30 protein-coding genes are annotated in these 22,530 nt (G+C 72.3%); 17 read left to right on the top strand and 13 right to left on the bottom strand.

Annotated features, from left to right (window positions below; all coding sequences use genetic code 11):
* Positions 1-331 (top strand): transposase (locus tag ACLHRZ_RS30325; protein WP_490421769.1); only part of this gene is annotated, 331 nt, incomplete at its 5' end.
* Between the two features lie 330 nt (positions 332-661).
* On the opposite strand, the gene ACLHRZ_RS30330 is transcribed toward ACLHRZ_RS30325, so the two are convergent.
* From ACLHRZ_RS30330 to ACLHRZ_RS30390, 13 genes are all read right to left on the bottom strand, one after another.
* Positions 662-1,162, bottom strand: a complete 501-nt coding sequence (locus ACLHRZ_RS30330; protein ID WP_490421770.1) for a hypothetical protein — start codon at positions 1,160-1,162, stop codon at positions 662-664.
* Positions 1,163-1,217: 55 nt separating this feature from the next.
* Entirely contained in the window at positions 1,218-1,982 is a 765-nt protein-coding gene (locus ACLHRZ_RS30335) for an SPDY domain-containing protein (protein ID WP_490421771.1), read from the bottom strand.
* Between the two features lie 9 nt (positions 1,983-1,991).
* Positions 1,992-2,264 (bottom strand): hypothetical protein, encoded by a 273-nt coding sequence (locus tag ACLHRZ_RS30340; RefSeq protein ID WP_490421772.1) that lies wholly within the window; start codon positions 2,262-2,264, stop codon positions 1,992-1,994.
* On the bottom strand, positions 2,257-2,661 hold the full coding sequence (locus ACLHRZ_RS30345) for an SPDY domain-containing protein (RefSeq protein ID WP_490421773.1): 405 nt from the start codon (positions 2,659-2,661) through the stop codon (positions 2,257-2,259). Before ACLHRZ_RS30345 ends, ACLHRZ_RS30340 begins: the two co-directional genes overlap by 8 nt.
* 264 nt (positions 2,662-2,925) lie before the next feature.
* On the bottom strand, positions 2,926-3,663 hold the full coding sequence (locus tag ACLHRZ_RS30350; protein ID WP_490421774.1) for a winged helix-turn-helix transcriptional regulator: 738 nt from the start codon (positions 3,661-3,663) through the stop codon (positions 2,926-2,928).
* A 25-nt stretch (positions 3,664-3,688) separates the two neighbouring features.
* The gene (locus ACLHRZ_RS30355; protein ID WP_490421775.1) at positions 3,689-4,066 is read right to left on the bottom strand and encodes a hypothetical protein; all 378 of its coding nucleotides are present in this window, start codon (positions 4,064-4,066) and stop codon (positions 3,689-3,691) included.
* Between the two features lie 27 nt (positions 4,067-4,093).
* A complete protein-coding gene (locus ACLHRZ_RS30360) occupies positions 4,094-4,477 on the bottom strand; it encodes a hypothetical protein (protein WP_490421776.1) in 384 nt (127 codons plus the stop codon).
* A 47-nt stretch (positions 4,478-4,524) separates the two neighbouring features.
* Entirely contained in the window at positions 4,525-4,857 is a 333-nt protein-coding gene (locus ACLHRZ_RS30365) for a hypothetical protein (RefSeq protein WP_490421777.1), read from the bottom strand.
* 52 nt (positions 4,858-4,909) lie between these two features.
* A complete protein-coding gene (locus ACLHRZ_RS30370) occupies positions 4,910-5,632 on the bottom strand; it encodes a hypothetical protein (RefSeq protein WP_490421778.1) in 723 nt (240 codons plus the stop codon).
* Positions 5,629-6,192 carry a DUF3631 domain-containing protein gene (locus ACLHRZ_RS30375; RefSeq protein WP_490421779.1) on the bottom strand — a complete coding sequence of 188 codons (564 nt, stop codon included), beginning with the start codon at positions 6,190-6,192 and terminating at the stop codon, positions 5,629-5,631. Before ACLHRZ_RS30375 ends, ACLHRZ_RS30370 begins: the two co-directional genes overlap by 4 nt.
* Positions 6,189-6,692 carry a hypothetical protein gene (locus ACLHRZ_RS30380; RefSeq protein ID WP_490421780.1) on the bottom strand — a complete coding sequence of 168 codons (504 nt, stop codon included), beginning with the start codon at positions 6,690-6,692 and terminating at the stop codon, positions 6,189-6,191. Before ACLHRZ_RS30380 ends, ACLHRZ_RS30375 begins: the two co-directional genes overlap by 4 nt.
* Positions 6,689-7,294, bottom strand: a complete 606-nt coding sequence (locus tag ACLHRZ_RS30385) for a DUF4913 domain-containing protein (RefSeq protein WP_490421781.1) — start codon at positions 7,292-7,294, stop codon at positions 6,689-6,691. Before ACLHRZ_RS30385 ends, ACLHRZ_RS30380 begins: the two co-directional genes overlap by 4 nt.
* Positions 7,295-7,374: 80 nt before the next feature.
* Positions 7,375-8,136: a DNA-methyltransferase gene (locus ACLHRZ_RS30390; protein ID WP_490421782.1), complete on the bottom strand. Its 762-nt coding sequence runs from the start codon at positions 8,134-8,136 to the stop codon at positions 7,375-7,377.
* A gap of 557 nt (positions 8,137-8,693) precedes the next feature.
* On the opposite strand from ACLHRZ_RS30390, the gene ACLHRZ_RS30395 reads away from it, so the two are divergent.
* From ACLHRZ_RS30395 to ACLHRZ_RS30470, 16 genes are all read left to right on the top strand, one after another.
* Positions 8,694-9,851: a C40 family peptidase gene (locus ACLHRZ_RS30395; RefSeq protein WP_490421783.1), complete on the top strand. Its 1,158-nt coding sequence runs from the start codon at positions 8,694-8,696 to the stop codon at positions 9,849-9,851.
* A 129-nt stretch (positions 9,852-9,980) separates the two neighbouring features.
* Positions 9,981-10,289, top strand: coding sequence for a DUF6112 family protein (locus tag ACLHRZ_RS30400; RefSeq protein WP_490421784.1), 309 nt, complete (start codon positions 9,981-9,983; stop codon positions 10,287-10,289).
* A complete protein-coding gene (locus ACLHRZ_RS30405) occupies positions 10,289-10,972 on the top strand; it encodes a hypothetical protein (protein WP_490421785.1) in 684 nt (227 codons plus the stop codon). The genes ACLHRZ_RS30400 and ACLHRZ_RS30405 overlap by 1 nt, the downstream gene beginning before the upstream one ends.
* Positions 10,973-11,012: 40 nt before the next feature.
* The gene (locus ACLHRZ_RS30410) at positions 11,013-12,395 is read left to right on the top strand and encodes an SCO6881 family protein (protein ID WP_490421786.1); all 1,383 of its coding nucleotides are present in this window, start codon (positions 11,013-11,015) and stop codon (positions 12,393-12,395) included.
* Positions 12,396-12,529: 134 nt separating this feature from the next.
* Positions 12,530-13,969, top strand: coding sequence for an SCO6880 family protein (locus ACLHRZ_RS30415; protein WP_490421787.1), 1,440 nt, complete (start codon positions 12,530-12,532; stop codon positions 13,967-13,969).
* A gap of 30 nt (positions 13,970-13,999) precedes the next feature.
* Positions 14,000-14,425 carry a DUF6238 family protein gene (locus ACLHRZ_RS30420; RefSeq protein ID WP_490421827.1) on the top strand — a complete coding sequence of 142 codons (426 nt, stop codon included), beginning with the start codon at positions 14,000-14,002 and terminating at the stop codon, positions 14,423-14,425.
* Between the two features lie 38 nt (positions 14,426-14,463).
* A complete protein-coding gene (locus tag ACLHRZ_RS30425) occupies positions 14,464-15,966 on the top strand; it encodes an ATP-binding protein (RefSeq protein WP_490421788.1) in 1,503 nt (500 codons plus the stop codon).
* A 62-nt stretch (positions 15,967-16,028) separates the two neighbouring features.
* Positions 16,029-16,640, top strand: coding sequence for a hypothetical protein (locus ACLHRZ_RS30430; protein WP_490421789.1), 612 nt, complete (start codon positions 16,029-16,031; stop codon positions 16,638-16,640).
* Positions 16,641-16,703: 63 nt separating this feature from the next.
* Positions 16,704-17,495 carry a winged helix-turn-helix transcriptional regulator gene (locus ACLHRZ_RS30435; protein ID WP_490421790.1) on the top strand — a complete coding sequence of 264 codons (792 nt, stop codon included), beginning with the start codon at positions 16,704-16,706 and terminating at the stop codon, positions 17,493-17,495.
* Positions 17,492-18,130: a hypothetical protein gene (locus ACLHRZ_RS30440; RefSeq protein ID WP_490421791.1), complete on the top strand. Its 639-nt coding sequence runs from the start codon at positions 17,492-17,494 to the stop codon at positions 18,128-18,130. The genes ACLHRZ_RS30435 and ACLHRZ_RS30440 overlap by 4 nt, the downstream gene beginning before the upstream one ends.
* A 55-nt stretch (positions 18,131-18,185) precedes the next feature.
* Positions 18,186-19,298 carry a hypothetical protein gene (locus tag ACLHRZ_RS30445; RefSeq protein ID WP_490421792.1) on the top strand — a complete coding sequence of 371 codons (1,113 nt, stop codon included), beginning with the start codon at positions 18,186-18,188 and terminating at the stop codon, positions 19,296-19,298.
* A gap of 49 nt (positions 19,299-19,347) precedes the next feature.
* Positions 19,348-19,725, top strand: a complete 378-nt coding sequence (locus tag ACLHRZ_RS30450; RefSeq protein WP_490421793.1) for a hypothetical protein — start codon at positions 19,348-19,350, stop codon at positions 19,723-19,725.
* 36 nt (positions 19,726-19,761) lie between these two features.
* Positions 19,762-20,250: a hypothetical protein gene (locus ACLHRZ_RS30455; RefSeq protein WP_490421794.1), complete on the top strand. Its 489-nt coding sequence runs from the start codon at positions 19,762-19,764 to the stop codon at positions 20,248-20,250.
* Positions 20,251-20,279: 29 nt separating this feature from the next.
* Positions 20,280-20,777: a hypothetical protein gene (locus ACLHRZ_RS30460; protein ID WP_490421795.1), complete on the top strand. Its 498-nt coding sequence runs from the start codon at positions 20,280-20,282 to the stop codon at positions 20,775-20,777.
* Between the two features lie 12 nt (positions 20,778-20,789).
* A complete protein-coding gene (locus ACLHRZ_RS30465; protein ID WP_490421796.1) occupies positions 20,790-21,203 on the top strand; it encodes a hypothetical protein in 414 nt (137 codons plus the stop codon).
* 48 nt (positions 21,204-21,251) lie between these two features.
* The gene (locus ACLHRZ_RS30470) at positions 21,252-22,370 is read left to right on the top strand and encodes a hypothetical protein (protein WP_490421797.1); all 1,119 of its coding nucleotides are present in this window, start codon (positions 21,252-21,254) and stop codon (positions 22,368-22,370) included.
* The last annotated feature ends 160 nt before the right edge of the window (positions 22,371-22,530 follow it).

Genomic DNA, 22,530 nt, shown 5'->3' on the forward strand with positions numbered 1-22,530 from the left:
TGCCAAGTGGGGCAAGAAGTACGGCAGTGTCGCCGCGGTGTGGGAGCGGGCCTGGAGCGAGTTCGTGCCCTTCCTGGCGTTCCCCGACGCGATCCGCGAGGTCGTCTACACGACCAACAGCATCGAGTCCCTCAACGCCCGCTACCGCAGGGCCGCCACGGCCTGCGGACATTTCCCCAGCGAGCAGGCGGCGCTCAAGAGGATCTACCTGGCCACCCTCGCCCTCGATCCGTCCGGACGCGGCCGCAAGCGGTGGAACAACAAGTGGAAGACCGCCCTCAACGAGTTCGACCAGCTCTTCGACGGCCGCCTTACCGCCGGACGGGTATAGGCCGGTCGGCCCAACCAAAAACCACTAGGCCAAAAGGCCTAAAAACACCTAAATCATGATAGACCCTCTCCGGCAAGCGGAAGATCCGATTACGCGTCGTCAGGAGAACGATGGACCGGCACGCAGGACACGCGAGCCCGCACGTCAGTGGCTCTGTGTCTGTCTCACATCCGATGGTGACGCGGCAAAGCATGCAAAGCCCCGCAGAACACCCAGTGACAACACCTCCAGCATCACAGCCACGGACATGACGGAGCCCCCCTTGTCCCGCAAGAGACTTGCGGGACAAGGGGGGCTCCGTCGGTGGGTAAAGCGCGCGGCAGGGGGTCTTCACGCGAAGCGTTCTGGGGAGCGTGCGGCGGGCAGGACATCCTGGTGCTCGCCGTCATCCCACAGGGCCTGGGCTTCCCACCGTTCCCCGGTACCGGATATTGCCGTCCGGGTGCGGGTCACCTCGGCCGTGGTCCGTACGGTGGCGATGAGGAGGGCGAGGTAGTTGCACGGGTGGCACGGTCTGGCTTTGGCCGGGGCCGTGGTGCTGCCGAGGGTTTTGCCGCAGTAGGCCCGCAGTTGCCCGGGGAGCTGGAGGTGTCCGGCGGCCTTGGGGCCGGCGCCATCGGCGAGGCGGCGCTGGGGTTCGGCGGGCGGGGCGAGCAGGACGGCGCGGGCGCGGGTGCACTGCGCGCACTCCTGGGCCCGCGGGGCGGTGATGCCCCGCAGGAGCGGGGAGGTGAGGCCGCACGCGGTCACCGGGGGACCGTCCGCGGTCAGGACGCCGTAATGGAGCGTGGCGGTGGCCGAGGCGGACAGAGGCAGCAGGGGAATCGTCATGCGGCGGGTGCCTTCCGGCAAGCGGGGCCGTGCCCGGGCGGGCGGCCAGCGTGGTTCACGGAGTGGGGAAGGTGAGGTGGAGGTGTCCGTCGGTGCCGTCCGGGAGCGTGGTGCGGGGGACGGGGGCGGGGTCAGCGAGCGCGGTGCAGAACGCCTCGATCAGCTGGGACGGGGTGGAGGGGCTGAAGACGGCGGACCACTGGTACGGGGTGGTGGCCGTGGCCTGGGCCCAGGCGGCGTGGCCGTGTCTTCCGGTGGCGGGGTCGCCGGCCTCGAGCAGGTCGCCGAGCGGCTGGTGGCGGACCCATGCCTGGAGGCGGGGTGCGTGGTAGGCGCCGCCGGGGTCGGTGGGGTCGGTGGACCAGCCGGCCTCGGCCAGCGGCCCCAGCACGGACCCAACAGACAGTGGCCCGGGAGTCGCCTCAGGCAGTCGCGCGAGCGCTGTGGCGAACCCAGCGACCAGCTCGTGCGGGGTTCCGGTGGTGAAGTAGGCGTGCCACAGCGGTGGTTCGTGGCGGCCGGTGCGGGCGGCGAAGCGCCACCCGACCGGGTGGTCGTCGAGAAGGAAGTCGGGGTCCTGGGGGGACCATTCGGCGATGCGCAGCTGGTCGCGGTCGTAGAGGTGGACGGCCTGGCGACGGGTGGTCCAGCAGGTCCAGCCGGCCGCGCGGAGGGTGCCGGCGACACGCTCGCCCAGGAGTCCGTCGTCGCCGGCCAGGTAGCGCGGGGAGACCAGGTACAGCGGACTGCCCGGCGCCCCGGGCCAGGGCAGACCCCCGGCCGAAGCGTCGTGGGAGGGGCTGCCGGGAGGGGAGTTCAAGGTCATTTCCTATCCGGGGACGGGAAGATGAAGCACGTTCTTGGTGCTGGTGTCCGGGGTGCCGGTCCAGCCGAGGGCTGCGGCCACGGGGTGGGGCAGGTAGTCCTGCTGTCCGCCGTCGGCGAGGAAGACGATCTGCTGCCCGCCCTCGTCCACCCCGGCGACATAGCCCGTGACGTGGTGGGCGAAGGGGAAGTCGGGGCAGACGGCCAGGCGGACGACGGCGCCGGGATCGCATCCGTCGAGGAGACGGCGCAGCATGCGGACGGTGAGGTCAGGCACAGGAGTTGTCCTGTTCTGCGGTATCGCGCGGGAAGGGGGACCGGCTTCGGTCCGGGGTGCTGATGAGGGTGGCGAGGAGTCCGGCGACGAGTTCGGCGGGGGTCTCGCTGTCGAAGGAAGCGTTCCAGCCGGGCTGGTCGGCGGTGCCGGTGACCGTGATCTTCCAGCCCTCGTGTTCGCGTCCGGGGCGGGGGACGGGGTACCAGCCGAGGTAGACCCGGCCGTCCCTGGACTGGATGTGCACGTTGGAGAGGTCGTCGACGACGTGCGTCCAGTCCCGGTCGGTGAACTGGCTGGTGACCAGGGCGGGCTGGCCTGGGCCGATGAGCCAGGGGCGCAGCCGGAGTTCCGCGACGCTGGCGGTGAACCCCGGCGCTGGCGGCACATCGATGGTCATCCGGTGATCCCTTCGTTGACCTGTGGTTTTGTCGGTCCGGTGACTGTGACATGGGGCCCCGCCGGGCTTCCAGCCGTCACCGGCCCGCTCTGCCAGGGGAGAACATCCGCTGCGCGATGCGGCTCCGAACGCGCCCATGAGGTAAGCGCCTTCCATGGCATGCCGCTCCCTGGAAAACGCGAGCGCCCCGCACGGATGTGCAGGGCGCTCGCGGTAGGGATGATTCATGCGGGCACCGGCCCGGCACCAGCAACCGTCAACGATTCACACCGCGTTGGACGCGCGGCAGGACGATCCGGCTGGAACAGTGAGGGTTTCAGCGTTCCAGACCGGGTGACGGGCACGGGCTCCCTCCGGCGTGCCCGCTGCCCAGTGGGAGAGGCTGGTGTAGGTGGCGGCCAGGGCCGTTGCGGCAGCCGTGAGTTGGTAGGGGGCGCGCTGGGACGGGTGGGTGCGTTCGATGAGGCCGTCGTCGGTCAGCTGCCGGAGGCGGTTGGAGACCGTGGCGCGGTGCAGGTGCGGACAGGCTGTCTGTCCGAGCTCGGTGGCGCGCAGCGGTCCGTGGGCTCGCAGTGTCCACACGATGGCGGTGGCCGAGCGCGGGGTGATCAGCAGCAGGGCGTCCTCGATCTGCTCGGCCGTGGTGAGCGGGCCGGTAGCGGGGTCGAGGTGGGCGGTGGCCCAATCTGCCAGGGGGGCAAGGGCGGTGGCCAGGGTGTGGCCGCGGTCGGTCAGGAGGTATTCGCCCCAGGCCGCGTGGTGGGCCGGGTCGAGGAGGCCGTCGTCGGTCAGCGCGCGCAGGCGTGCCGTCACCGAGGCGTCCCCCAGGCCCGGCACCCGGTGCTGGATCTGTACGTAGCGCAGCGGGCCGTGCTCACGCAGGGCATCCAGCACCTGGACGGTCCAGCGGGGGCCGGCCATGGTGAGAGCCTGCTCCACCCGCCGCAGATCGGCGGCAAAAGGGACGGTCGTGGGTGGCGGGGTCGTGTGAGACGGGGGCATGACGGGGGCTTCCTTGTCCGAGGGGTCAGCGGCTGCGGGGGGCGGGGTGTGCGGCGCGGCGGGGCGGCGGGGCGGTGCGGGAGGCGGGGGCGGTGAGGAGGGCGGTCAGGGCGGTGGTGTGTGCGGTGCGGGCGGTGTGGGCTTTGGCCAGGCGCTGGGCGCAGTCGAGGATGTGGCTGACGTCGGCGTCGCCGATGGCGTGGCCAGGGTCGGCCAGTTCGCGCAGCCGCTCCTTTTGAGCGGCCAGGACGTGCTCGGCGAACGCGAGGTGGTCGAAGATGCCGAGGGCGACGTCGAGCAGAGGGTCGGCGCCGGGGCTCCGGACGCGCTGGCGCAGGCGTTCCAACGGCTGGCCGAAGGCGCGTTCCACTTCCCGCTGCAATGGAGGGACTTGGTATTCCACGGGCTTCTCTGGTGAGCCGGGGAGGGGTCAGCGGGTGCGGCGGGGCGAGGTGGTCACCGTCGCGGGGCGCGGTGGTAGCCGGGCGGCCGTGACGGCCGGTGGCCGGGCGGTGCGGGCGGGGGGCATGGTGCGCAGCAGGTCGGTGAGGGCGGCATGGTGGCGGTCGCGGGCATATTGGCCGACCGCGTACCGCTGGAGGGCGTCGGCAAGGTCACCGGTGTGCGGGTCCTGTCCGGGTGCGGTGGCCTGGTGAAGGTACTCGCGTGCGTCGGCCAGCTGGCGTTCGGCGGCGGCGAGGAGTTCGCGGAGTTCGAGGACGCGGTGCTGCAGGGGCGATCGGGCACCCGGGGCGTGCTGCTGGATCATCTCGGCGGGGCGGTGACCGAGGGCCGTCTCGATCGTGTGGTCCATGCTCGACGCTCCGGCCGTTGCGGACCCGGACGGGGGTGGGGCGGTGCTCATCGGCTCCGCCGGGTGGTAGCCGACGGCAGTGATATGTGCGCCGGGCCGGGAACGGTGCCGGGCGGGCGCCGGGCCGTGCGGTGCTCCGGGGTGCGGGTTACCGTCATGGCCAGCAGCTGCGGGGCGCCCGGCAGTCCGAAGGTGGCGGTCGAATCGTGCCAGACGAGATCGCTGCGCAGGCCGTCCGCGCTGTGGTGGGCCACCAGCTCGGTCAGGCAGATGGGGTCGGCGGTCAGGGCGTCGAGGTGGTCCTGGTCCTCGTCGGCCAGGGTGTACCCGTCGAGGCGGAGGTCCGGTCCGGGGGCGGTGGACTGTGGTGAATGGCTCAAGGCGGCTTTCTGGTCGGACGTTCGTGGTGCGGGCGGCGTGGTGTGTCGGGGGCTAGCGGCGTGGAGTGGAGGGGGCGGACAGCAGGCGGGTCGCCGCGAGGGCGATGGGACTGCGCTCCACCGTGGCCGGCGGGGTGGAGCGGCGGGTGTGGCGGGCCTGGTCGAGGACCGCGCGGCCTGCGTCGGTGAGGGTGACGGGCTGGCCGACGTGCAGGGGACGGGTGCCGTCCCTGGTGGTCAGGCCGTGAGCCTCCAGGCGCTGGAGGGCGGCCCAGGTCACGCGGGTGCCATCGGCGGTCATCGCTGAGAGGCGGTGGGTGACCAGGTGTTCGCGCAGGACCGCTCCGCCCGCGGCGATGGCCGTCAGCGCGGCGAGATCTGGTGACGACAGCTCCACCAGCGCAAGACCACGGGCCGAACGGGCCTGCTCCTCCACCGGTATCAGGGCGTCCAGCAGCTCGGCGACGCGGACCTCGCGCTGGCGGGCGGCGTCCGCCAGCTGGTCCGCCGTGCGGTGGATGCGGGCGACGAGAGCGTCATCGACGGTGAGGTGATCACCGGAGAGACGGTGCAGGACGGAGCGGTGGTAGTCCGCGGCCCGCTCGGCATCGCGCAGCGCCCGGTGCGCGCGGATGAGACGCCCCACACCGCCCACTTCGTGTTCCGCGTCGCGGTGCAGGAGCTCGATGTCCATGCCGGTCGCCGCTTCCACCCGCGCGTCCCAGTCAGCACGTCCCGTCGGCGCTGCCGGCCGGGCGGGGGCGCCGGCGCTCACCGCTGGAGAATGTTGTCGAAGGCGGTCTTGCGGTATCCCTTCAGTCGCCGGCTCCCGACGGTGATGTTCTGCGGTCGGATCCCGAACGGGGCGAGGTACTGCGCCAGGGTCCGGGACGTGATCTCCTCGCCTGCTGCCTGTGGGTGGCCGTTGAGGGCCCGCAGCAGCTCCGCGGTGGACAGCACCTCCGGGTCGCCCTGGGCGGTGAAGGCGTCCCGGCACTGCCACAGCAGCACGCCTTCCTCTTCGTCCTCCTCGGCCGTCACGCAGGACAGGTCCGGCAGGTACTCCAGAGCGTCAACGAGGAGGGCGAAGAACGCGTCGCGCGCGGCACGTTCCTTGAGTACGGCGCGGGCAGCGGCGTGGTGGCCGATCGCCGCCGGGGTGGTGGGCGGCTCGGTGTCGAGAGCGGAGGCCAGGTGCTGCCACAGCTGCGCTTCGAGGTGGCGCAGGTCCTGGTGAACGGTGGTGATGGCCTGGTGCAGCAGCCGTACAGTGCCGGCCTCGCAGTCCGACGGGCCGGGCAGACGGGCAGGGGTGGGCGAGCAGGAGGTGGTCATCGGGTCATGCCTTTCGGAGCGGAGGGAGCAGGCCTGGCGGTGGGCGCGGCCGGTGCGGGTGCAGAGGCGGTGAGAGCGGTGGACGCGGTGGTCCGGGGTGGGGCGGTGGTGGCGATGCGGGGTGAGCGGGCGCGGGCCGCCTGTACGCGCGGCGCCGGCGTTCCGTGCTGGCGGCCGAGCCGGTGGAAAGTGGCGTTGTACGCCTCGAAACCGGCCCGCGGGCGCATGGCGACCAGGAAGATCTCCTGGCGGTGTTCGCTGCCCGGCGGGGCGGGGCGTTCCTGGTAGACCAGGCGCCAGTCGACGTGGGCGTCGACGTAGAGCTTGCGGCAGTCGGACAGATCCCGTCCCCATCGCTCGCCCAGGCGCTGGCCGCGCTGCTCGCCGTGCACGAGTTCTTGCAGGGCCAGCAGTGCCAGGTCCCGGATTTTCTGGGGTGCTTCGCGCAGGTCGTCCAGGGCCCGCGGGTCGGCGGCGAAGCCGAAGCGCGGCCTGCTCACGCCGCGCTACCGGCCTTCGGTGTCGTGTCCGTGGGCGGCTGGGGGCCGGGCAGCAGCCGGTGGGAGGGCCGGGACGGGTTCGTGGTGCACGCGGCGAACGGTCCGTTGGGTGCGCGGAGTTGGGCGAGGGTGTGGTCGAGGTGGTCGCGGTGCCAGGTGGATATCCCCGACGGTCCGGACTCCGGGTCCAGGTGCTGCTGCCAGGCCAGCCACAGCGCGTGCAGTCGGGCCACCGCCTCCGGGTGCCGGTCCCACGAGAAGCACCAGGGCGCACTCGCGGTGATCTCCCGCCCGTAGTACGGCAGGAGCACCAGGTCGACCCAGTCGGTGAGGTCGTCGAGCTCCCGCTCGTACGCCTCGCCCTCCATCGCCACGATGAACAGCGGCTCAGCGCCGGGCAGCGGGGGCAAGGTGGCGAAGTCGGCGCCTGGGGCGGGGTATGGGGCGGGTGGTTCGGTGGCGAGTTGGTCGAGGAGGCGGGCCTGCTCCTGGGACTGGCCGATGAGCCGCTGCACATTCGCCGACAGGTCGGCGAGTTCCGGGCCGTTCAGGCGGACCGGCTCGGGTATGCCGTCCGGATCCGGATCGTGGGAGTCGGGCAAATACGTCCTTTCACAGAGGGCAGGTCACCCCGCGCGCAGGCCGTGTAGGCGGTGCAGGGATTTTCGGTGGCGAGGGGGGATCAGGCGGCGGGGCCGGCGAGGGTGAAGTCGTCCTGGGTGGGCTCGCGCTGCAGGGTCTCGGTCAGGCGGGCCCGGGCGATGTCGGTGTAGTGCCGGGTCTTTTCAATGCCGATGAAGTCGCGGCCCTCCAGCAGTGCCGCGACGCCGGTCGATCCCGATCCCATACAGAAGTCCAGGACTATGCCGCCGGGCGGGCAGACCTTCACCAGCTCCTGCATCACCCCGACCGGTTTCTGGGTGATGTGCTGGCGGCCCTTGCGCGGCTGCGACGCCGAATACATCCCCTGCAGGTACACCGGGTTCCGGTCCCCGTCGAGACGGTCCTTCACTCCCCACTGCATGAATTCGCAGTTCTGGTTGAAGGCGCCCTTCCTCGGGCGGGCGGCGGGCTTGTGCCAGGCCATGGTTCCCGACCACGTCCAGCCCGCGGCCTGCATCGCGTCCGAGACGGAGCCGGCCTGCCGCCAGTCGGTGAACAGCACCAGCGCCCCGCCGCTGCGGGTCACCCGGTGCGCCTCGGTGAGGATCTGAGTCAGCCAGAACGTGAAACTCCTCTGGTCCATGTTCTCGCCCGGGAAATCGGCCAGCGCGTGCTGTGCATCACCGCTGGTGTACTTCTCGCGTGCCGTGCGCGAGGTGCGCTCCTTGGCCGTACGCCCGCCGGAGTTGTACGGGGGGTCGGTGATCACGGCGTCGACGCTGTTGTCGGGCAGGGAGGCGAGGACGGTCAGGGCATCGCCCTGGTGAAGGGAAAAGGTCATACGGGTCCCAGGGTCGGGGAAAGGGAAGAGGGAGATACGGCGCAGGAATCGAGGCCCACAGAACCGCGGGGCGCCGAACGCGCAACGGCTCCGACTGTAGGGCATCCGCCGCAGACTCCCCTGGGCTTCACGGTGAAGTCTCCAAATCCCAGACCCATTTCAAGATCGCTCTCCAAGTAGTCTGAAAAACCTGGTCTACAGTCGGAGGCATCGCCGCCACGGACCTCACTCCGGGCGGCCCCTTCTCCCATGCCCCCGTTTCCTCTTCGGGGGCGAGTTCACCGTGCAGCGAAGGACCTCTCCCGTGTTAGCCCTTTGATCCTTTTCCGTGTGCCCTGATCCCGACGGAGCGGCAACTCCGCCAGATCCGGGGAACGGATCTTCCACATTCACCTCCCGCTTGCGTGGAGAGATCAGCAACCCGTGCAGTCCCGGGCCTCTTTGACACGAGAACCACCCGGAATTGCGCCCCACTCACCCAAAGGATCCGTCGTGGCACCCCCATGCCCTTTTCCGATACCGGCCCTGTGTTCCGGTAGACCGTCCCGGCTGGGCCGGTGAAGGCCGCTCTCACGGCCGTGATCGGGATCGCCGCGCTATCGCCGCTGCTGCTGGCCGGGACCGCCGCGGTGGCCGCCGCCGGCAGCGGTGGCGCCACGGCCGCGGGCTGTTCCGGCACCAGTGGCGGTTCGGTCGACACCGAGGCCGTCGCCAAGCAGGTGCAGTCCATCCTGAGCGGCAACAAGGGCGACAAGGTCAAGGTCGAGGGACTCGAGCTTCCCGAGGAGCAGATCCCCAACGCGAAGACGATCGTGGTGACCGGCTTCGCGATGGGCATCCCGGCCCGCGGGCAGGTCGTCGCGCTGGCGACCGCGATGCAGGAGTCACGGCTGCGCAACCTCGACTACGGCGACCGCGATTCGCTGGGATTGTTCCAGCAGCGGCCGTCCCAGGGCTGGGGCACCCCGGCCCAGGTCCGCGACCCCGTCCACGCCTCCACCAAGTTCTACGACGCACTGCGCGATGTCCACGGCTGGGAGCAGTTGTCGGTGACGCAGGCCGCCCAGGCCGTACAGCGCTCGGCCTACCCGGATGCGTACGCGCAGTGGGAGCCGGTGGCGCGGGCGTTGCAGGAGGCGATCGCGAAGACGCTGCCAGAGGCGGACAAGCGCAAGTCGGCTGATACCGAGAAGCAGCAGGCCGCCGAGAAGGCGGACGGCCGTGCAGGGAAGGCCGGTTGCAGTGGCGGTCCGGACGGCAGCGCCTTCGGTCCGATCCCGGCGGGTGCGGTGCCGAAAGGGTACGAGATCCCCAAGGACGCTCCGAAGACGGTGCAGACGGCGATCCGCTGGGCGCTCGGCACGCTCGGCACCCCCTACCAGTGGGGCGGCACGTGCTCGAACCCGCACGGCAGTGATCCGATGGGCCGGTGCGACTGCTCGTCGCTGATGCAGATGTCGTATCACGCGGCCGGTGTGGGGCTCACCCGCACGACCTATACCCAGGTCGGCGAGGGCAAGGCCGTCTCCACAGGCGAACTCAAGCCGGGTGACCTGGTGTTCACCCGCGGCAGCGCCGCAGTGCCCGAGCACGTGGGCATGGTGATCGGCAGCGGATTGATCATCAACGCGCCCAAGACCGGTGATGTGGTGCGGATCGCCACGGTCGCGGACTGGAAGCCCCAGATCCTCGCCGCCCGCCGCATCGTCACCTGACACCCGCCCCGCCGGCCTCTTTCCCCTTCAGGGCACTCGCCCCGGATCATCCCCCACCCGTTTTTTCCCCGTCCCCGTTTTCCGCATGCCCTTTTTCCGACGGCGTGCGAGTAAGGAGTCCTTCCGCCAGTGACCTTGGCCGATCACGTCCGTTACCTCGCCTACAACCCCGGCATCTCGCCGACCGAGGGCGGTCTGCCAGGACTGGACGTCCTGAAGAAGATCATCTCCTCCATCAACCTGTTCTCGATCATCGCGATCGTCGGCGCCCTCGCCGTCTCCCTGGCCGTGTGGGCCTGGGGCCACTACACCGGCGGCCACCAGGCCGAAGCCAACGGCAAGAAGGGCGCCGTCGTCTCCGCAGGCTGTGCCCTCGGACTGGGCGCCGCCAACGGCATCGTGACGTTCTTCTCCAGCCTGGGATCGCAAGTCCACTAATGAAGAAACACTTCTCCTCCCTGTTCTCCCTGCCCGAGGGCCTGCTCGCACGCACCCGCCAGTGGCCGGCCCGGAGCCGGATCGCCACCGGCGCCGCTCTCCTGGCCGCAGTGACCGCCGGCGCCACGGGCATCGCCTGCCTCACCGGCGACGACGCCCCGCCCACGGCGAGGTCCGCCTCCCCAGCGTCTCCTGCCCGGGCATCCGCCGACGGCGCGAAGGGTGCGGTGCCGTCTCCGCCGCGTACCCGTGACCCGGTCGTCTTCGCGAAAGCCGCGGCCGAGGCCCTGTGGGCCTACGACACCCGCACGCTCACCCAGGCCCGGCACGTCAAGGGGCTACAGGCAGCGATGACCAGCGAGAAGAAGTACGCCGACTTCGATTCCGTCGAAGCGCTGGTGCCGGATCCAACCCTGTGGTCGCGGATGCACGACAACGGCCAGCACGCCGACGCCAAGGCCGTCGAGGCCCATATGCCGCAGGCGTTCAAGGCCGCCCTCGCCGATGACCCCGGCGCAATCACGGCCGCGTACGTGTACGCGGTGACGGTCAGCGGCAAGCAGTCCATCGCGTGGGACGGCGGCGGTGCGGGGGCCGAGGCCCGCGCGATCACCCTGGCCGTCCAGTGCCGCCCCGACGCGTACTGCGCCCTGTCCGGCGTCGCGCCCCGCGTCGCCCCGTAACCCCGCCCGTCTTCTGTTGAGTTAAGAGGCAGCCACCCCCGTGGGCATCTGCGACGTCCCCCTGGTCGACAAGGTCTGCTCGGTCGTCGACGCGATCGACTTCGTCGGCGACCCTGGCAAGTCGATCACCGAAGGTCTCGGCGCCTGGATCGCCAAGAGCGTCGGTGAACTCGCCGCCAGCGCCGCCGACCTGGCGGCCAAGGCCATCGACTCCACCACCACGATCGACCTGAACGCCACCTGGTTCCGCGACAACTACGCGCTGGTCCTGCCGATCGCGCTGACCATGCTGGTCGGCACGTTCTGCTTCCAGCTCGTGCGCGCGGCCTGGCGGCGCGACGGCCAGGCCCTGGCCCAGGCGTTCACCGGCACCGCGGTGGGTGTCATGTTCGCCTTCGGCGCGATCGCGTTCACCACCGTCGCCCTGACCGCCGTCGACGCCCTGAGCGACGGACTGTTCAAGGCGGCGAACTCCTCGATCTCCGATGCTGTGCGGCGCATGATCAAGGTGTCCCAGTACGGCGGCATGTATGAACTCGGGTGGCTGGTGCCCACGTTCGTGGCCATCGGGGCGGCCATCGGGGCGTTCTTGTTCTGGTGCGTGATGATGGTCCGCAAGGTCGGCATCCTCGTCCTGGTCACCCTCGCCTGCTTCGCCGGCGCGGGCGGCGGGTGGGAGGCCGCCAAGCGGTGGCGCCGCGGCTGGATCGAAGCCACCGCCACCCTGGTGGTGAGCAAGCTCGTGATGACGATCATCTTCCTGCTCGGCGTCTCCGCCATGGGAAAGACCGATGCCAAGGGCGGCCTGGCGGCCCTGTCGGACGCGATGGCCGGCATCGTCGTGATGGTCATGGTCCTGCTCGCCCCCTACATGACGTACAAGTTCGTGCACTGGGCGGCCGACGGCAACCAGGGAATGGACCTGCACCGCTCCGGCGGCGCCGGCCTGGCTGCCGCCTCCCGCACCGCGCAGAGCACCGCCCGCAAGGCCACGGCCATGTCCGCCGGCGGCGCGGGCGCGCTCGCCGCGGCCCCCCAGGGGCCCTCGACGGTCCCCGGCCTGAACACGGACAGCGCTCCGGGCAAGGACATTTCCCCGCAGGCTGGCTCGGGCAACGGCTCGTCGTCCGGCGGGCTGGAGGAATCGGGTGGTCCCGAGGGGACTGCCGGTGTTCCGAGTGTGCCGTCGTTCGCAGCGGCTGCCTCGCAGTCCTCCGGTTCCGCTTCCGGCAGCGGCTCTCCGCTGGCGGAGATGGGGCAGCTGGCCGCCGGCGCCGCCCCGGCACCGCCCGGCGTCTCCACCGCGGTGGCCGCGGGAACAGGCGCAGGTGGGGGCGGCATGGGCGGGCTGTCGCCGCAGGGCCCGGATGTCACCGCGCCGCTTCCCCGCGCGACCACTTCACGCCCGCCCACCGGCCCGTAAAACCACCGGTCCGGGGATGCCCGCCCCACCCCAGGCGGGCATCCCCGCCCCCGGGCCGGCCTCACCCCCCCCGCTTCTCATGTTCCGTACGACGAACGGCTGTTGCTTTGCCTGACCATCTGACCGTCGAGCCGATGACGGTGAAGTTCCCGCACCGCTCGCGCCGCGGCATTCTGCTGGGCCTGTCGCTGGCGCAGCTGGTCCTGACCTCCGGTGCGCTCACGGTGCTGATGCTCACCGTCGTCACCACCGGTCTGTCCGGCGCCGTCGTCCTGGCCCCGCTGTGGGCCGCCGTCGCCGCTCTCGTGCTCATCCGCCGCGGCGGACTCTCCCTGACCGACTGGACCCCCGTCATCGTGCGTTTCCTTCTCCGCCGTCTGCTCGGCCAGCACCAGTGGCTCGCCCGCCCCGCCACCCGGCCCACCGCCGAGGGCATGCTCCACCTCCCCGGCACCGACGCCTCGCTGCGGGTGTTCACCTCGTACGACGGGCAGCTCGCCGCGATCCACGACCCCCGCGCGAACACCCTGACCGCCGTCGCGCGCGTCTCCAGCCGTGCTTTCGCCCTGCTGGACCCGGCCACGCAGAACGCCGGCGTCCAGGGGTGGGGCCGTACCCTGGCGGGCCTGGCCCGCACCGGGCACATCAAGGCGGTCCAGGTCCTGGAGCGCACGGTGCCCGACTCCGGCGACGCGCTGACCCGGCACTGGGCCGGCCACGGCCAGCCCGGCAGCGTCGCGGGCGACATCTACGCCGAGCTCGTCGCCGCCGCCGGCCCCGCCGCCGCCCCGCACGAGGCATACCTGGTGATCGCCCTGGACATGAAGGCCGCGCGACGGCTGATCCAGCAGGCCGGCGGCGGCACCACGGGCGGCTTCACCGTCCTCCAGCAGACCACCACCACCCTCGCCCAGGCCGCCCGCACCGCCGGACTGACCATCACCGGCTGGCTCACGGCCCGGGAGATCTCCGCGGTCATCCGCACCGCCTACCAGCCCAGCGCTCTCTCCGCCCTGCAGCAGTGGTCGCCCACCGGCCGGGCCGAGGCCCACCCCTCGGCAGCCGGGCCCGTGGTCCAGGTCGAGGACACCGACCGGCTGACCACCGACGGCGGCCACCACGCCACCTACTGGATCGAGAACTGGCCCCGCACCGAAGCAGGCTGCGGCTTCCTGCACGGGCTGCTGTTCTCCGCCGGAGTCCGCCGCTCCTTCTCCCTCATCTACGTCCCCCAGCGACTCGAAGAAGCACTCAAGGACGTCCAGCGCCGCAAGGCCACGATCATCGCCGACGCCGCCGAACGCCAGCGCCGCGGGCAGGTCGACAGCGAGGAGGACAGCGTCGAGTACGCCGACGTCAAGGTCCGTGAGCGGCAGCTGATCGCCGGGCACGCCGACGTCGCCCTCACCGGCCTGCTGACCGTCTCCGCCGACAGCAACGAGCAGCTCGACGCCGCCTGCGCCCAAGTCGAGACGGCGGCCGTCTCCGCCCAGGTCGACCTGCGCCGGCTGCTGTGCCAGCAGCCCCAGGCGTTCGCCACCGCCGCCCTGCCCCTCGCCCGCACCACCCACTAACCCCCCGCCTGCACAAAGGAATTCACCCCGCTGACCACCCCCGGCGAACCCCTCGCCCACCTCACCCACGCCACCACCGCACTGCAGCACCACACCGCCACCGCGCACAGCAGCCGCTTCCCCGACCGGTCCCCGGTCCTGGCCGCGGACCGCCCCCACATCGACGCCCTCCACCACCACCTCACCGTCCTGCACCGCCTCCTCGACCACCTCACCGAAACCGCCCCCGGCACCTCGTCCGCCCAGACAGCCGAGCTGGCGGCGGCCCGGACCCGGCTGTGGCAGACCGCCGACCACCTCCACACCGCCTACCACCACACCCCCGCAGACCAGACCACCCGCTCCGGTCCCTGCCGGCGCCACCGGCGCGCCACCGCCCTGATCCGGCGCCGCACCACCCCCGCAGATCTCCGTCCCCCGCTCCACGGCCACCCCCTCCACCCCCGCGCCGCCTAGCACCGCCCCGCCTTTTGCCGAAAGACGAGCACCACCGCATGAACCTCCGGTCCACCCGCAGGGCCTCCGCCGCACTGCTGTTCACCCCCGCAAGCGCTGACCGTCAGCAGCGTCGCCGGGCCCGTCAGCAGCTGGCCGCCGCCCGTGACCAGGCCCGCGACGCCGTCCCCGCCCACGACCAGGCCACCCGCGCCGGCGAGGACGCCCCGCTGCCCCTCTACCCCGCGGGCGGCCGGCCCGGACCGGCCTCGGCGCGTGGCGGCAGGCTCAAGCTGCCCCCGCACCGCATGACCACCGCCGTCGCCGCCGGCGCCTACCCGTTCCTCGCCGAGGGCGGCCTCGGCGCGGAAGGCACCTACATCGGCCGTGACGTCCACGCCGAAGCGTCCTTCGTCTTCGACCCGTTCGCCCTCTACGGCAAGCTCGACGGCTTCACCAACCCCAACGTGCTGTTGGCGGGCGTGATCGGCATGGGCAAATCGGCGCTGGCCAAGAGCTTCGCCCTGCGCAGCGTGGCGTTCGGCTACCGCATCTACGTGCCGTGTGATCCGAAGGGCGAATGGACCGCTGTCGCCCGGGCCTTGGGCGGGACGACCATCGCGCTCGGCCCCGGCCTGCCCGGCCGCCTCAACCCGCTGGACGCCCCGGCCCGGCCGGAGCACGTCAGCGCGGAGGACTGGGCTGGCGAGGTCCGTAAGCGGCGGCTGATGCTGCTGGGGTCGCTGGCCCGCACCGTGCTCGGGCGGGACCTGCTGCCGATGGAGCACACCGCGCTCGACATCGCCCTCGACCTCGTCACCCTCCACGCCGCCCAGCACGGAACGGCCCCGCTGCTCGGTGACATCGCCCGCACCCTCAACGACAGCACCCGCCTCGACACGGCGGGCGGCGAGCTCTCCGGGCATCTCGGGGAGGCGGCCCGCGACCTCGCCCACGCCATGCGCCGCCTGGTCGCCGGCGACCTGGCCGGGATGTTCGACGCCCCATCCACCGTCACCTTCGACCCGCGCAGCCCGATGCTGACCATCGACCTCTCCCGCCTGGGCAGCGCGGGCGACGACACCGGCCTCGTCCTCGCCATGACCTGCGCCTCCGCCTGGATGGAGGCCGCGCTCGCCGACCCCGACGGCGGACGGCGCTGGGTCGTCTACGACGAGGCATGGCGCCTGATGCGCCACGCCGGCCTGCTGGAACGCATGCAGGCCCAGTGGAAGCTGAGCCGCGGCCTGGGCATCGCCAACCTCATGGTCATCCACCGGCTGTCGGACCTGCTGACCGCCGGTGACGCCGGTTCCCGCGGACGTGCCCTGGCCGAGGGCCTGCTCGCCGACTGCTCCACGCGCATCATCTACCGCCAGGAAGCCGACCAGCTCCTCGCCGCCGCCTCCCTGCTCGGACTGACCTCCGTCGAGTCCCAGGCCATCGCCCACCTCAACCGCGGACGCGGACTGTGGAAGGTCGCCGGCCGGTCGTTCATCGTCCAACACCTCCTCCACCCCGAGGAATTGGCACTGTTCGATACAGACGCCCGGATGCAGTAGCCCGCCCCGGGCACCGGTTGACCAGCCCCCCTTCCCCAACGCTTCCTTTAGGAGAACGACCTTTGGCCACGCGATCGTGCATCGCCCGCCCCGCCCCGGGCGGGGGCTTCGAGGGGATCTATGTCCACTGGGACGGCTATCCCAGCCACCACCTCCCCCTCCTCCTCGCCGCCCGTCGGCACCGGTTCGGCGGTGACACCGAGGCGCTCGCCCGGCACCTGATCGATACCGTCCCCAGCTGGAGCGGCCTGGGCGCCGACCTCCTCCACGGCGCCCCCGAACCGGTCCGCACCGCGCTGGGCGCCGACACCATGGGCGACAGCGACCCCCACTCGTCGGCCGTCACCGCCGACGGCATACCCGCCCCGCGCATGACATTGAATGCGCGGGCCGCGTCCGCCGGATGGCTGGAGTGGGCCTACATCCTGCACCCCCACGGCATCGAGACCATCCCCCTCACCCACGCGAGCCGCGGGCCCGTAGTCGACTGGGCCACCGACCCCCTGACCCGCTTCAGTAACAACCCGCACCGCTGGACACCCACGGGCGTGCCCACCGTCACCGGCATACGCCCCCGCACCCCGCGACGGACCACCACCGCATCACCTCCGGCCACCGCCCAGCCGGCCGCATCGCGCCCTGCCGTCCCCGGGCGCCCGGCCGCACGCCGGTAGCCCGCACCCGCCCGTCCCGCGCAGCGCCTTCCCGGCCCGCTCGTCTTCTTCGAAAGCAGCACCATGTCCCTCGCGATGTCCTTGTCCCCGGCTTCGTCCCGCCAGGAGTCGATCACCCGCGCCCTGGAGCAGTTGGCGCCCCAGCAGACCACGTGGGTCCTGCAGACGCTCCGCCAGCACGAGCAGCTGCGCATGGGCGAGATCGCGCAGGCCATGCCCTGGACCTCCATGAACAATCTGCGTCACGTGCTCTACCGCACGGTGGCCGACGGGTTGGTGGAGCAGCCGCGGTACGGCCACTACGCGCTCTCCGCCCGCGGACGCGCCGTCCACAGCGTGCACCAGGCGCTGGCGGACTGGCACTACCGCCACTTCTCCACGGACGCGCCCACAGCCTGGGCGGAGCGCGTGGAGGACGCGCTGGGGCGGCTGCGCCTCAAGGGCACCACCGGTGCCGTCCTGGCCCTGGCCCGCTCCGGGGCGCTCCCCCACGGTGAACTGCGCAAGGCCACCGGCCTGCCGTCGGGGTCGACCGGCGCGCGGTTCCAGCGGATGCGCGAGGACGGACTGCTGACCCGCTCCGGCACCCACCACGGCGCCGACTACCTCCTCACCCCCGCAGGCCACGCCCTCAGCCCCGTCTACGACGCCCTCGCCACCTGGCAGACCCCCGCCGCCCGGACCATGTCGCCGCCCGTGCCCGCCCGGCAGCGCACCACCGCCCAGGCCGCCACCGTCCGCACGGTGCGCGCGGTGCCGTCGCCGTTCACGGGCCTGTTCTCCCACGCACCCCAGCCACCGGCCCCCGTGCCCACCGCCGTCACCACCGCCTCCCGCCCCACCCACAGCCGATGAAAGACCCCGCCACCAGCATGCCCACGACGATGTCCCCTCCCCGTCCCCCGCTTACCACCGCGCACCGGCCTGCGGGCCGGCAGGTGCCGTTCTCGCTCCGCCAGGCGGACACGCTGCCGGCCATGGCCCGTGCCCTGCGCGTCATGGCCGCCGAACTCGGCAACCCCGCGCTGCGGGCCCCGAGCACCGTGGCCTCCACTGCCAGCGCGCAGCTCGCGGTCCTGGGCCGGATGACGCGCGATGCGTCGACGATGCTGATCGCCCAGCTCAAGGGCCCGCATGCCACGGATCCGCTGGAGATGCGGGCAGCCGGTGCCCTGGCGGATGCGAGCGCCGGGTCGGCTAGGGCCATGGGGCCGTTGGCCGAGGCCCTGCGGCAGTGCGCGTTCCTCGGCGAGCACGCCCGCACCCCCGCCGGCGCCGATCTCGCCGATGCCCGTGCCGCGGCCTGGAGCGTCATCGAGGACCGTCTGGACGAGGCCCTCCTCGCCCTGGAGGACACCGCCACCCAGCTGGAAGGCGACATCCGCCGGACCATCCCCGCCTCCCCGCGCCCCAGCACCTCGCGCACCCTCGCACCGGCCGCGCGGCCCTTCGTGCCGCCGGCTCCGTCGGCCTCTCCTGCCCGCCGCTGACCACGCCGGCTTCCCCGGCTGTTTCCTTCATCCTGAGAAAGTTCGTCTTCGCTTCGTGCCCCGTGCCGACCTGTCCGCCTTCGCCACCGGTCTCGCCGAGCGCCTGCCCGGCACCTGGACCAGCGACCACCAGCCTCTCGCCCGCTACCGTGACCAGTTCCCGGCCGCCGAGGACCTGTGGGACGCCGCCCATGCCGACTGGGCCGTCTCGCAGTTCGTCCTCACCCGCCACGCCGTCCTGACCGGACCCGACAACCAGCGCCTGTACGTCATCGACCGGCCGCTGCGCCAGCGCGAGTTCATCGTGGCGCCCCTCGTCCCCGCGCACCTCGACCGCCGACACGTCGAAGCGGTGGAGGAACCGAACGGCGTCGTGGTCCCCTCCGACCCCGTACGCGCCGCGTCCGCCGTCACGCGCCGTCTCCTCCCCCGCTACAGCAGGGCCGTCGCCGCTGTCCACCGGCATGCCGCCGCCGAACAGACCCGCGCCGCCCAGCCCGCCGAGGTGGTCTTCGCCTGGCAACCCGACCAGACAGTGACCGCCGTCACCGATCACCCCTACGCCGTCGAGTACCTGCAGCGTGCCGGCTTCTACCGCGACGCCCGCGCCGCAGACACCTTCGCCCTCCCTCCGAGGCTGTCCGCCGCGCAGCGCGACGACCGGGTACGCACCACAGCGCTGGCACTCGGCGCCCAGGGCGCCCACGTCACGGTCCGCGCCGCCGTTGGCCACCGGAGTGAACCCGCAGAGACGGTGGAGCTGGGTGCGCTGGTCCGCCGGGCCGTGGCCGCCGGCGATCTGTACGAGGTGGCCGGTGTCCTGGACGAGGCCCTCGACGCGCAGCGCGCTCTGGAGACGGTCGTGCGCCACAGCGCCGACCGCACGGCTGCCACCGGACCGGCGGCGTTGCGCGCGGACTTCGCCGCGTCGTTCGGCGACATCACCACCCGACTCCAGCAGTTGACCGTCGACCTTGCTGATCTGCGGCTGGCCGTCGGGGAGATCGCTGTGCTCACGCACGTGCACGGCGAGCACATCTGGACCGACCTCCTCGCCCAGGACCAGCACCCCGCCATCCGCGACATCCCGGCCGCCACCACCGCAGTGCCCGCTCCCCCGGCACCGGCCGCCACCACGTCCGCGGGCAGGCCCGCCCACGGACGCTGACATCCCCCACCCCCGTACATACCGATAGACATAGAAGAGGAGTTGCCGCTTGCCCACTGGCGAGCAGCCCGCCATCCGCGTGGGCGTCCATCCCGCCTTCGGGATCACCGCCCTGACCACCGAAGAGCGCCATGGCCCTGCGCACGACGTCCTGACCGAAGCCGGGTTCCAGGAACACGACTTCATCTACACCCTGCCGCCCGGCACCGACCTCCGGTCGGCCTACCGCATCGTCTCCGCCACGCAACTCGGCGCCGCGGGCCGCGAGATCGGCCTGGACTTGCAGGTCGACATGCACGAGCTGCGCCGGGCCGCCTTCTTCGCGCCCGACACCCCCTCGTCCACGCGCCGGGCGGCCACTTCCCGCACCGCCCCGGCGACCCCGGCCGTGGCGGCGCCGGCCGGACGGACCGGAGCACGCCGCTGATCCGTTCACACTTTTCCCCAGCTTGGAGCACAGCCTGTGGATAGCCCCGCCGACCCGCACGTGGTCGTCGGCAGCCACCCCGAGCTCGGCTACGTCGCCCTGAACGGCGGCGACCACTTCGTCGCCGACCACATCCTCAAATCCCTCGGCTTCCAGCCCGTCCCCGGCAGCAAGCTCTACGCCCTGGCCGACCCGCAGCGCGACGGCGCCCACCGGGCCCAGCAGGCCATCGCAAGCCTGCGGGCCGCCCGCTACCAAGTCGCCGCCGACCTCGCCCTCGACCCCCCAGTACCTGCCCCTGACCAGCCGGCCCGCAACCACAACCGCGGCCACGGCGCCCGCCCGGTCCAGGCCGAGGCCCCACGAGCGGCTGCGGACCGTGCGGCGCCGGCGCGCACCACGCCTGCGGCGCAGGCCGCCCTCGCCCGGTCGGCGGCGTGGCAGAGCCGCACCGACCTCAAGCCCCTCCCCCCGCGCCCGAAACACCCGCCCCTGTGGTCACCGCGCAGCCAGCTCGGCCGCTGACCACCCCTACCGACTGAATCGAGAACTCCTTGTCCGTCCCCACGCACTTCACCGTCGACCACGCCTGCGGCCACCAGGCCGAGCACGACCTGACCGCCCGACCCGGTGGTCGACGCGAGGGCTTCGCCCGCTGGCTGGCCACCCGTACCTGCACCGACTGCTGGATCGCCACCCGCGACCAGCACCCCACCAACGGCCCCTCCTGGCAGGGGATCCGCCGCGCCGAGGAAGAAGCCGCCGCCCAGTGGGAGACCCAGGTCGCCATGCCCCCACTGGACGGCAGCGACCGGGCCGTCAGCTGGGCCTCGCGCTGCCGGCACCAGCTGGTCCTGGCCGCCCACACCATCCTCGTCCTCGACGGCACCCTGCCCGAGACCGCATGGGCGCGCATCGAGGAACAGGCCCGCACCATCACGCTGGCCGGATGGTGGATCGACCAGCGCGACGCCGACGGAGGCGACCTGCCCGAACTCCTCGCCGCCGCCACCGACACCGGCCGCTCCGCCACCGAGAACCCCTACCGGTAGACCACCCTGTCCATGTCCAGCCACCGCTCGCCGGTCCGTATCGCGGACACCGCGACCGCCCAACGCGCCATCGGTCACCGGCACTTCGCCCCCGGGGACCGGGTGGCGGTCGTCACCGGGAGCACCGACGGCGACCTGCAGAGCCAGACCCTGACCGTCGTCGCTTCCTCCCGCCATCTGCCGACCGGCCAGGACGGGTGGCGTGTGCGGCACGACCACGGCGGCGAGCACAGCTTCCTCACCGCCCACCCCCGCCACCTGATCCACATCGAACAGCACTGCCCGCCCTGCACCGCCTTCCTGCGCGCCGTGGCCGAGGAGCTCCTCCCCCAGCTCCCGCCCACCGGCACGGTGAGGGGCGCCTGGTACCGGGTGACGCCGCTCGACCAGCTCGTCCACGCCCACGACCACCACGCACCCCGCTAACCCCCGCCCGCCCTCTCCCTGTTGCTCTTCTGATCGGACCGTTTTCCTGTGCCCGCTGACCACGCTGTGACCATCACCCGCGATCCGCGGAGCGGGGAAGTCCTCGCCCGCGGCGGCGACGCCCGGGCCCTGGGCATCCTGGAGCGCAGCGGCTTCCTGCCCGTCGTCTACGTCCACGACCGCTTCCACCGGCTCTCCTACGGCATGGACGAGTCCACCGAACGCGACCGTGCCTCCCGGGCCGCCGCGAGCCTGGCCGCCGCCGGGTACGCCACCGACCTCGACCCCGCCCTGCACACCCACGTCCCGGCCACGGCACCGGCCGTACCCCTCGGCCAGCAGGTCGCCTCCCTGGCCGAGCGAGTGGGTGCCGCCGGGCACAGCGAGGAGGTCGCGGGTGCGCTGACGGAGCTGACCGCCCACGGCAACGGCATCCTCCCCGCCGTCGAGCAACTCCTTCAGACCACGGCCGTGTTCTGGGAAAACCTCGGCGAACGCGTCGACTACCACTGCGCCCAGCGCCTGCGCCATCTCGCCGGGCAGATCGAGGGCATCAGCACCGACCTCGCCGGACTGCGCACCACCCTCGCCGACCGCCACACCCCCCACCCCCACCGCACCACCCCACACGACCAGCTCACCCACCCGGCCCCGGCCCGCACCCAGGAAGCACCGACGGCCTCGGCCGAACCTCTCCTTCCTTCCGTCCCGGCTCCGGCGTCACCCAGCGAACCCACCCTTCCCACCCTCCCCGAGCCGCCCGTGCTGCCGGCGGCGGTGGAGCCGGTGAGCCGGGCCGATGAGGCCGGCACTGACGTGGAGATCTACCGCCGGTGGAGCGGCACCGTGTGCGCCGAGAGCCGCACCGGCGCCCCCGACCACCTCCTGGCCCTCCTCGACCGCCTTCATTTCGACCGCAAGAGCGACCCCTCCGGACGGGTCTGGCACGAACTGCCCGCCGAACTCCCCGGATCCGAGGTGAAGCAGCGCGCCACCCGGGCCGGACTGCTGCTGACCGCCGCCCGCTACCGCGCCGGTGTACCCACCGAGCTGTACGACGAGGCCACCCACACCGCCGTCCTGGCCGACTTCCAGAAAACCCGCGCCGCGTCTTCCCCCATCGCCCCATCCGCACCCGTCGGCACCCGCCAGCCGCTCACGCGCTGACACGTACCGCCTGCTCCCGGCCCGGCTCTTCGGCACCCGGCGCCGGAGCCTGTTCACACCGCCGGACACCGGGCTTCCGCCCGCCGCGGTGAACAGCGCACCGCCCATGCGCCGCCGCTGACCGCTGCCTCCTCCTTCGCACGCTTTCTCCCGCACCACA

Source organism: Streptomyces sp. AM25, assembly GCF_058146165.1.

Coding starts and splice junctions, on each gene's coding strand:
- ACLHRZ_RS30330 (WP_490421770.1), bottom strand. CDS start 1,162: ATGACGATTCCCCTGCTGCCTCTGTCCGCCTCGGCCACCGCCACGCTC.
- ACLHRZ_RS30345 (WP_490421773.1), bottom strand. CDS start 2,661: ATGACCATCGATGTGCCGCCAGCGCCGGGGTTCACCGCCAGCGTCGCG.
- ACLHRZ_RS30350 (WP_490421774.1), bottom strand. CDS start 3,663: ATGCCCCCGTCTCACACGACCCCGCCACCCACGACCGTCCCTTTTGCC.
- ACLHRZ_RS30360 (WP_490421776.1), bottom strand. CDS start 4,477: ATGGACCACACGATCGAGACGGCCCTCGGTCACCGCCCCGCCGAGATG.
- ACLHRZ_RS30375 (WP_490421779.1), bottom strand. CDS start 6,192: ATGACCACCTCCTGCTCGCCCACCCCTGCCCGTCTGCCCGGCCCGTCG.
- ACLHRZ_RS30390 (WP_490421782.1), bottom strand. CDS start 8,136: ATGACCTTTTCCCTTCACCAGGGCGATGCCCTGACCGTCCTCGCCTCC.
- ACLHRZ_RS30405 (WP_490421785.1), top strand. CDS start 10,289: ATGAAGAAACACTTCTCCTCCCTGTTCTCCCTGCCCGAGGGCCTGCTC.
- ACLHRZ_RS30415 (WP_490421787.1), top strand. CDS start 12,530: ATGACGGTGAAGTTCCCGCACCGCTCGCGCCGCGGCATTCTGCTGGGC.
- ACLHRZ_RS30425 (WP_490421788.1), top strand. CDS start 14,464: ATGAACCTCCGGTCCACCCGCAGGGCCTCCGCCGCACTGCTGTTCACC.
- ACLHRZ_RS30435 (WP_490421790.1), top strand. CDS start 16,704: ATGTCCCTCGCGATGTCCTTGTCCCCGGCTTCGTCCCGCCAGGAGTCG.
- ACLHRZ_RS30440 (WP_490421791.1), top strand. CDS start 17,492: ATGAAAGACCCCGCCACCAGCATGCCCACGACGATGTCCCCTCCCCGT.
- ACLHRZ_RS30465 (WP_490421796.1), top strand. CDS start 20,790: ATGTCCAGCCACCGCTCGCCGGTCCGTATCGCGGACACCGCGACCGCC.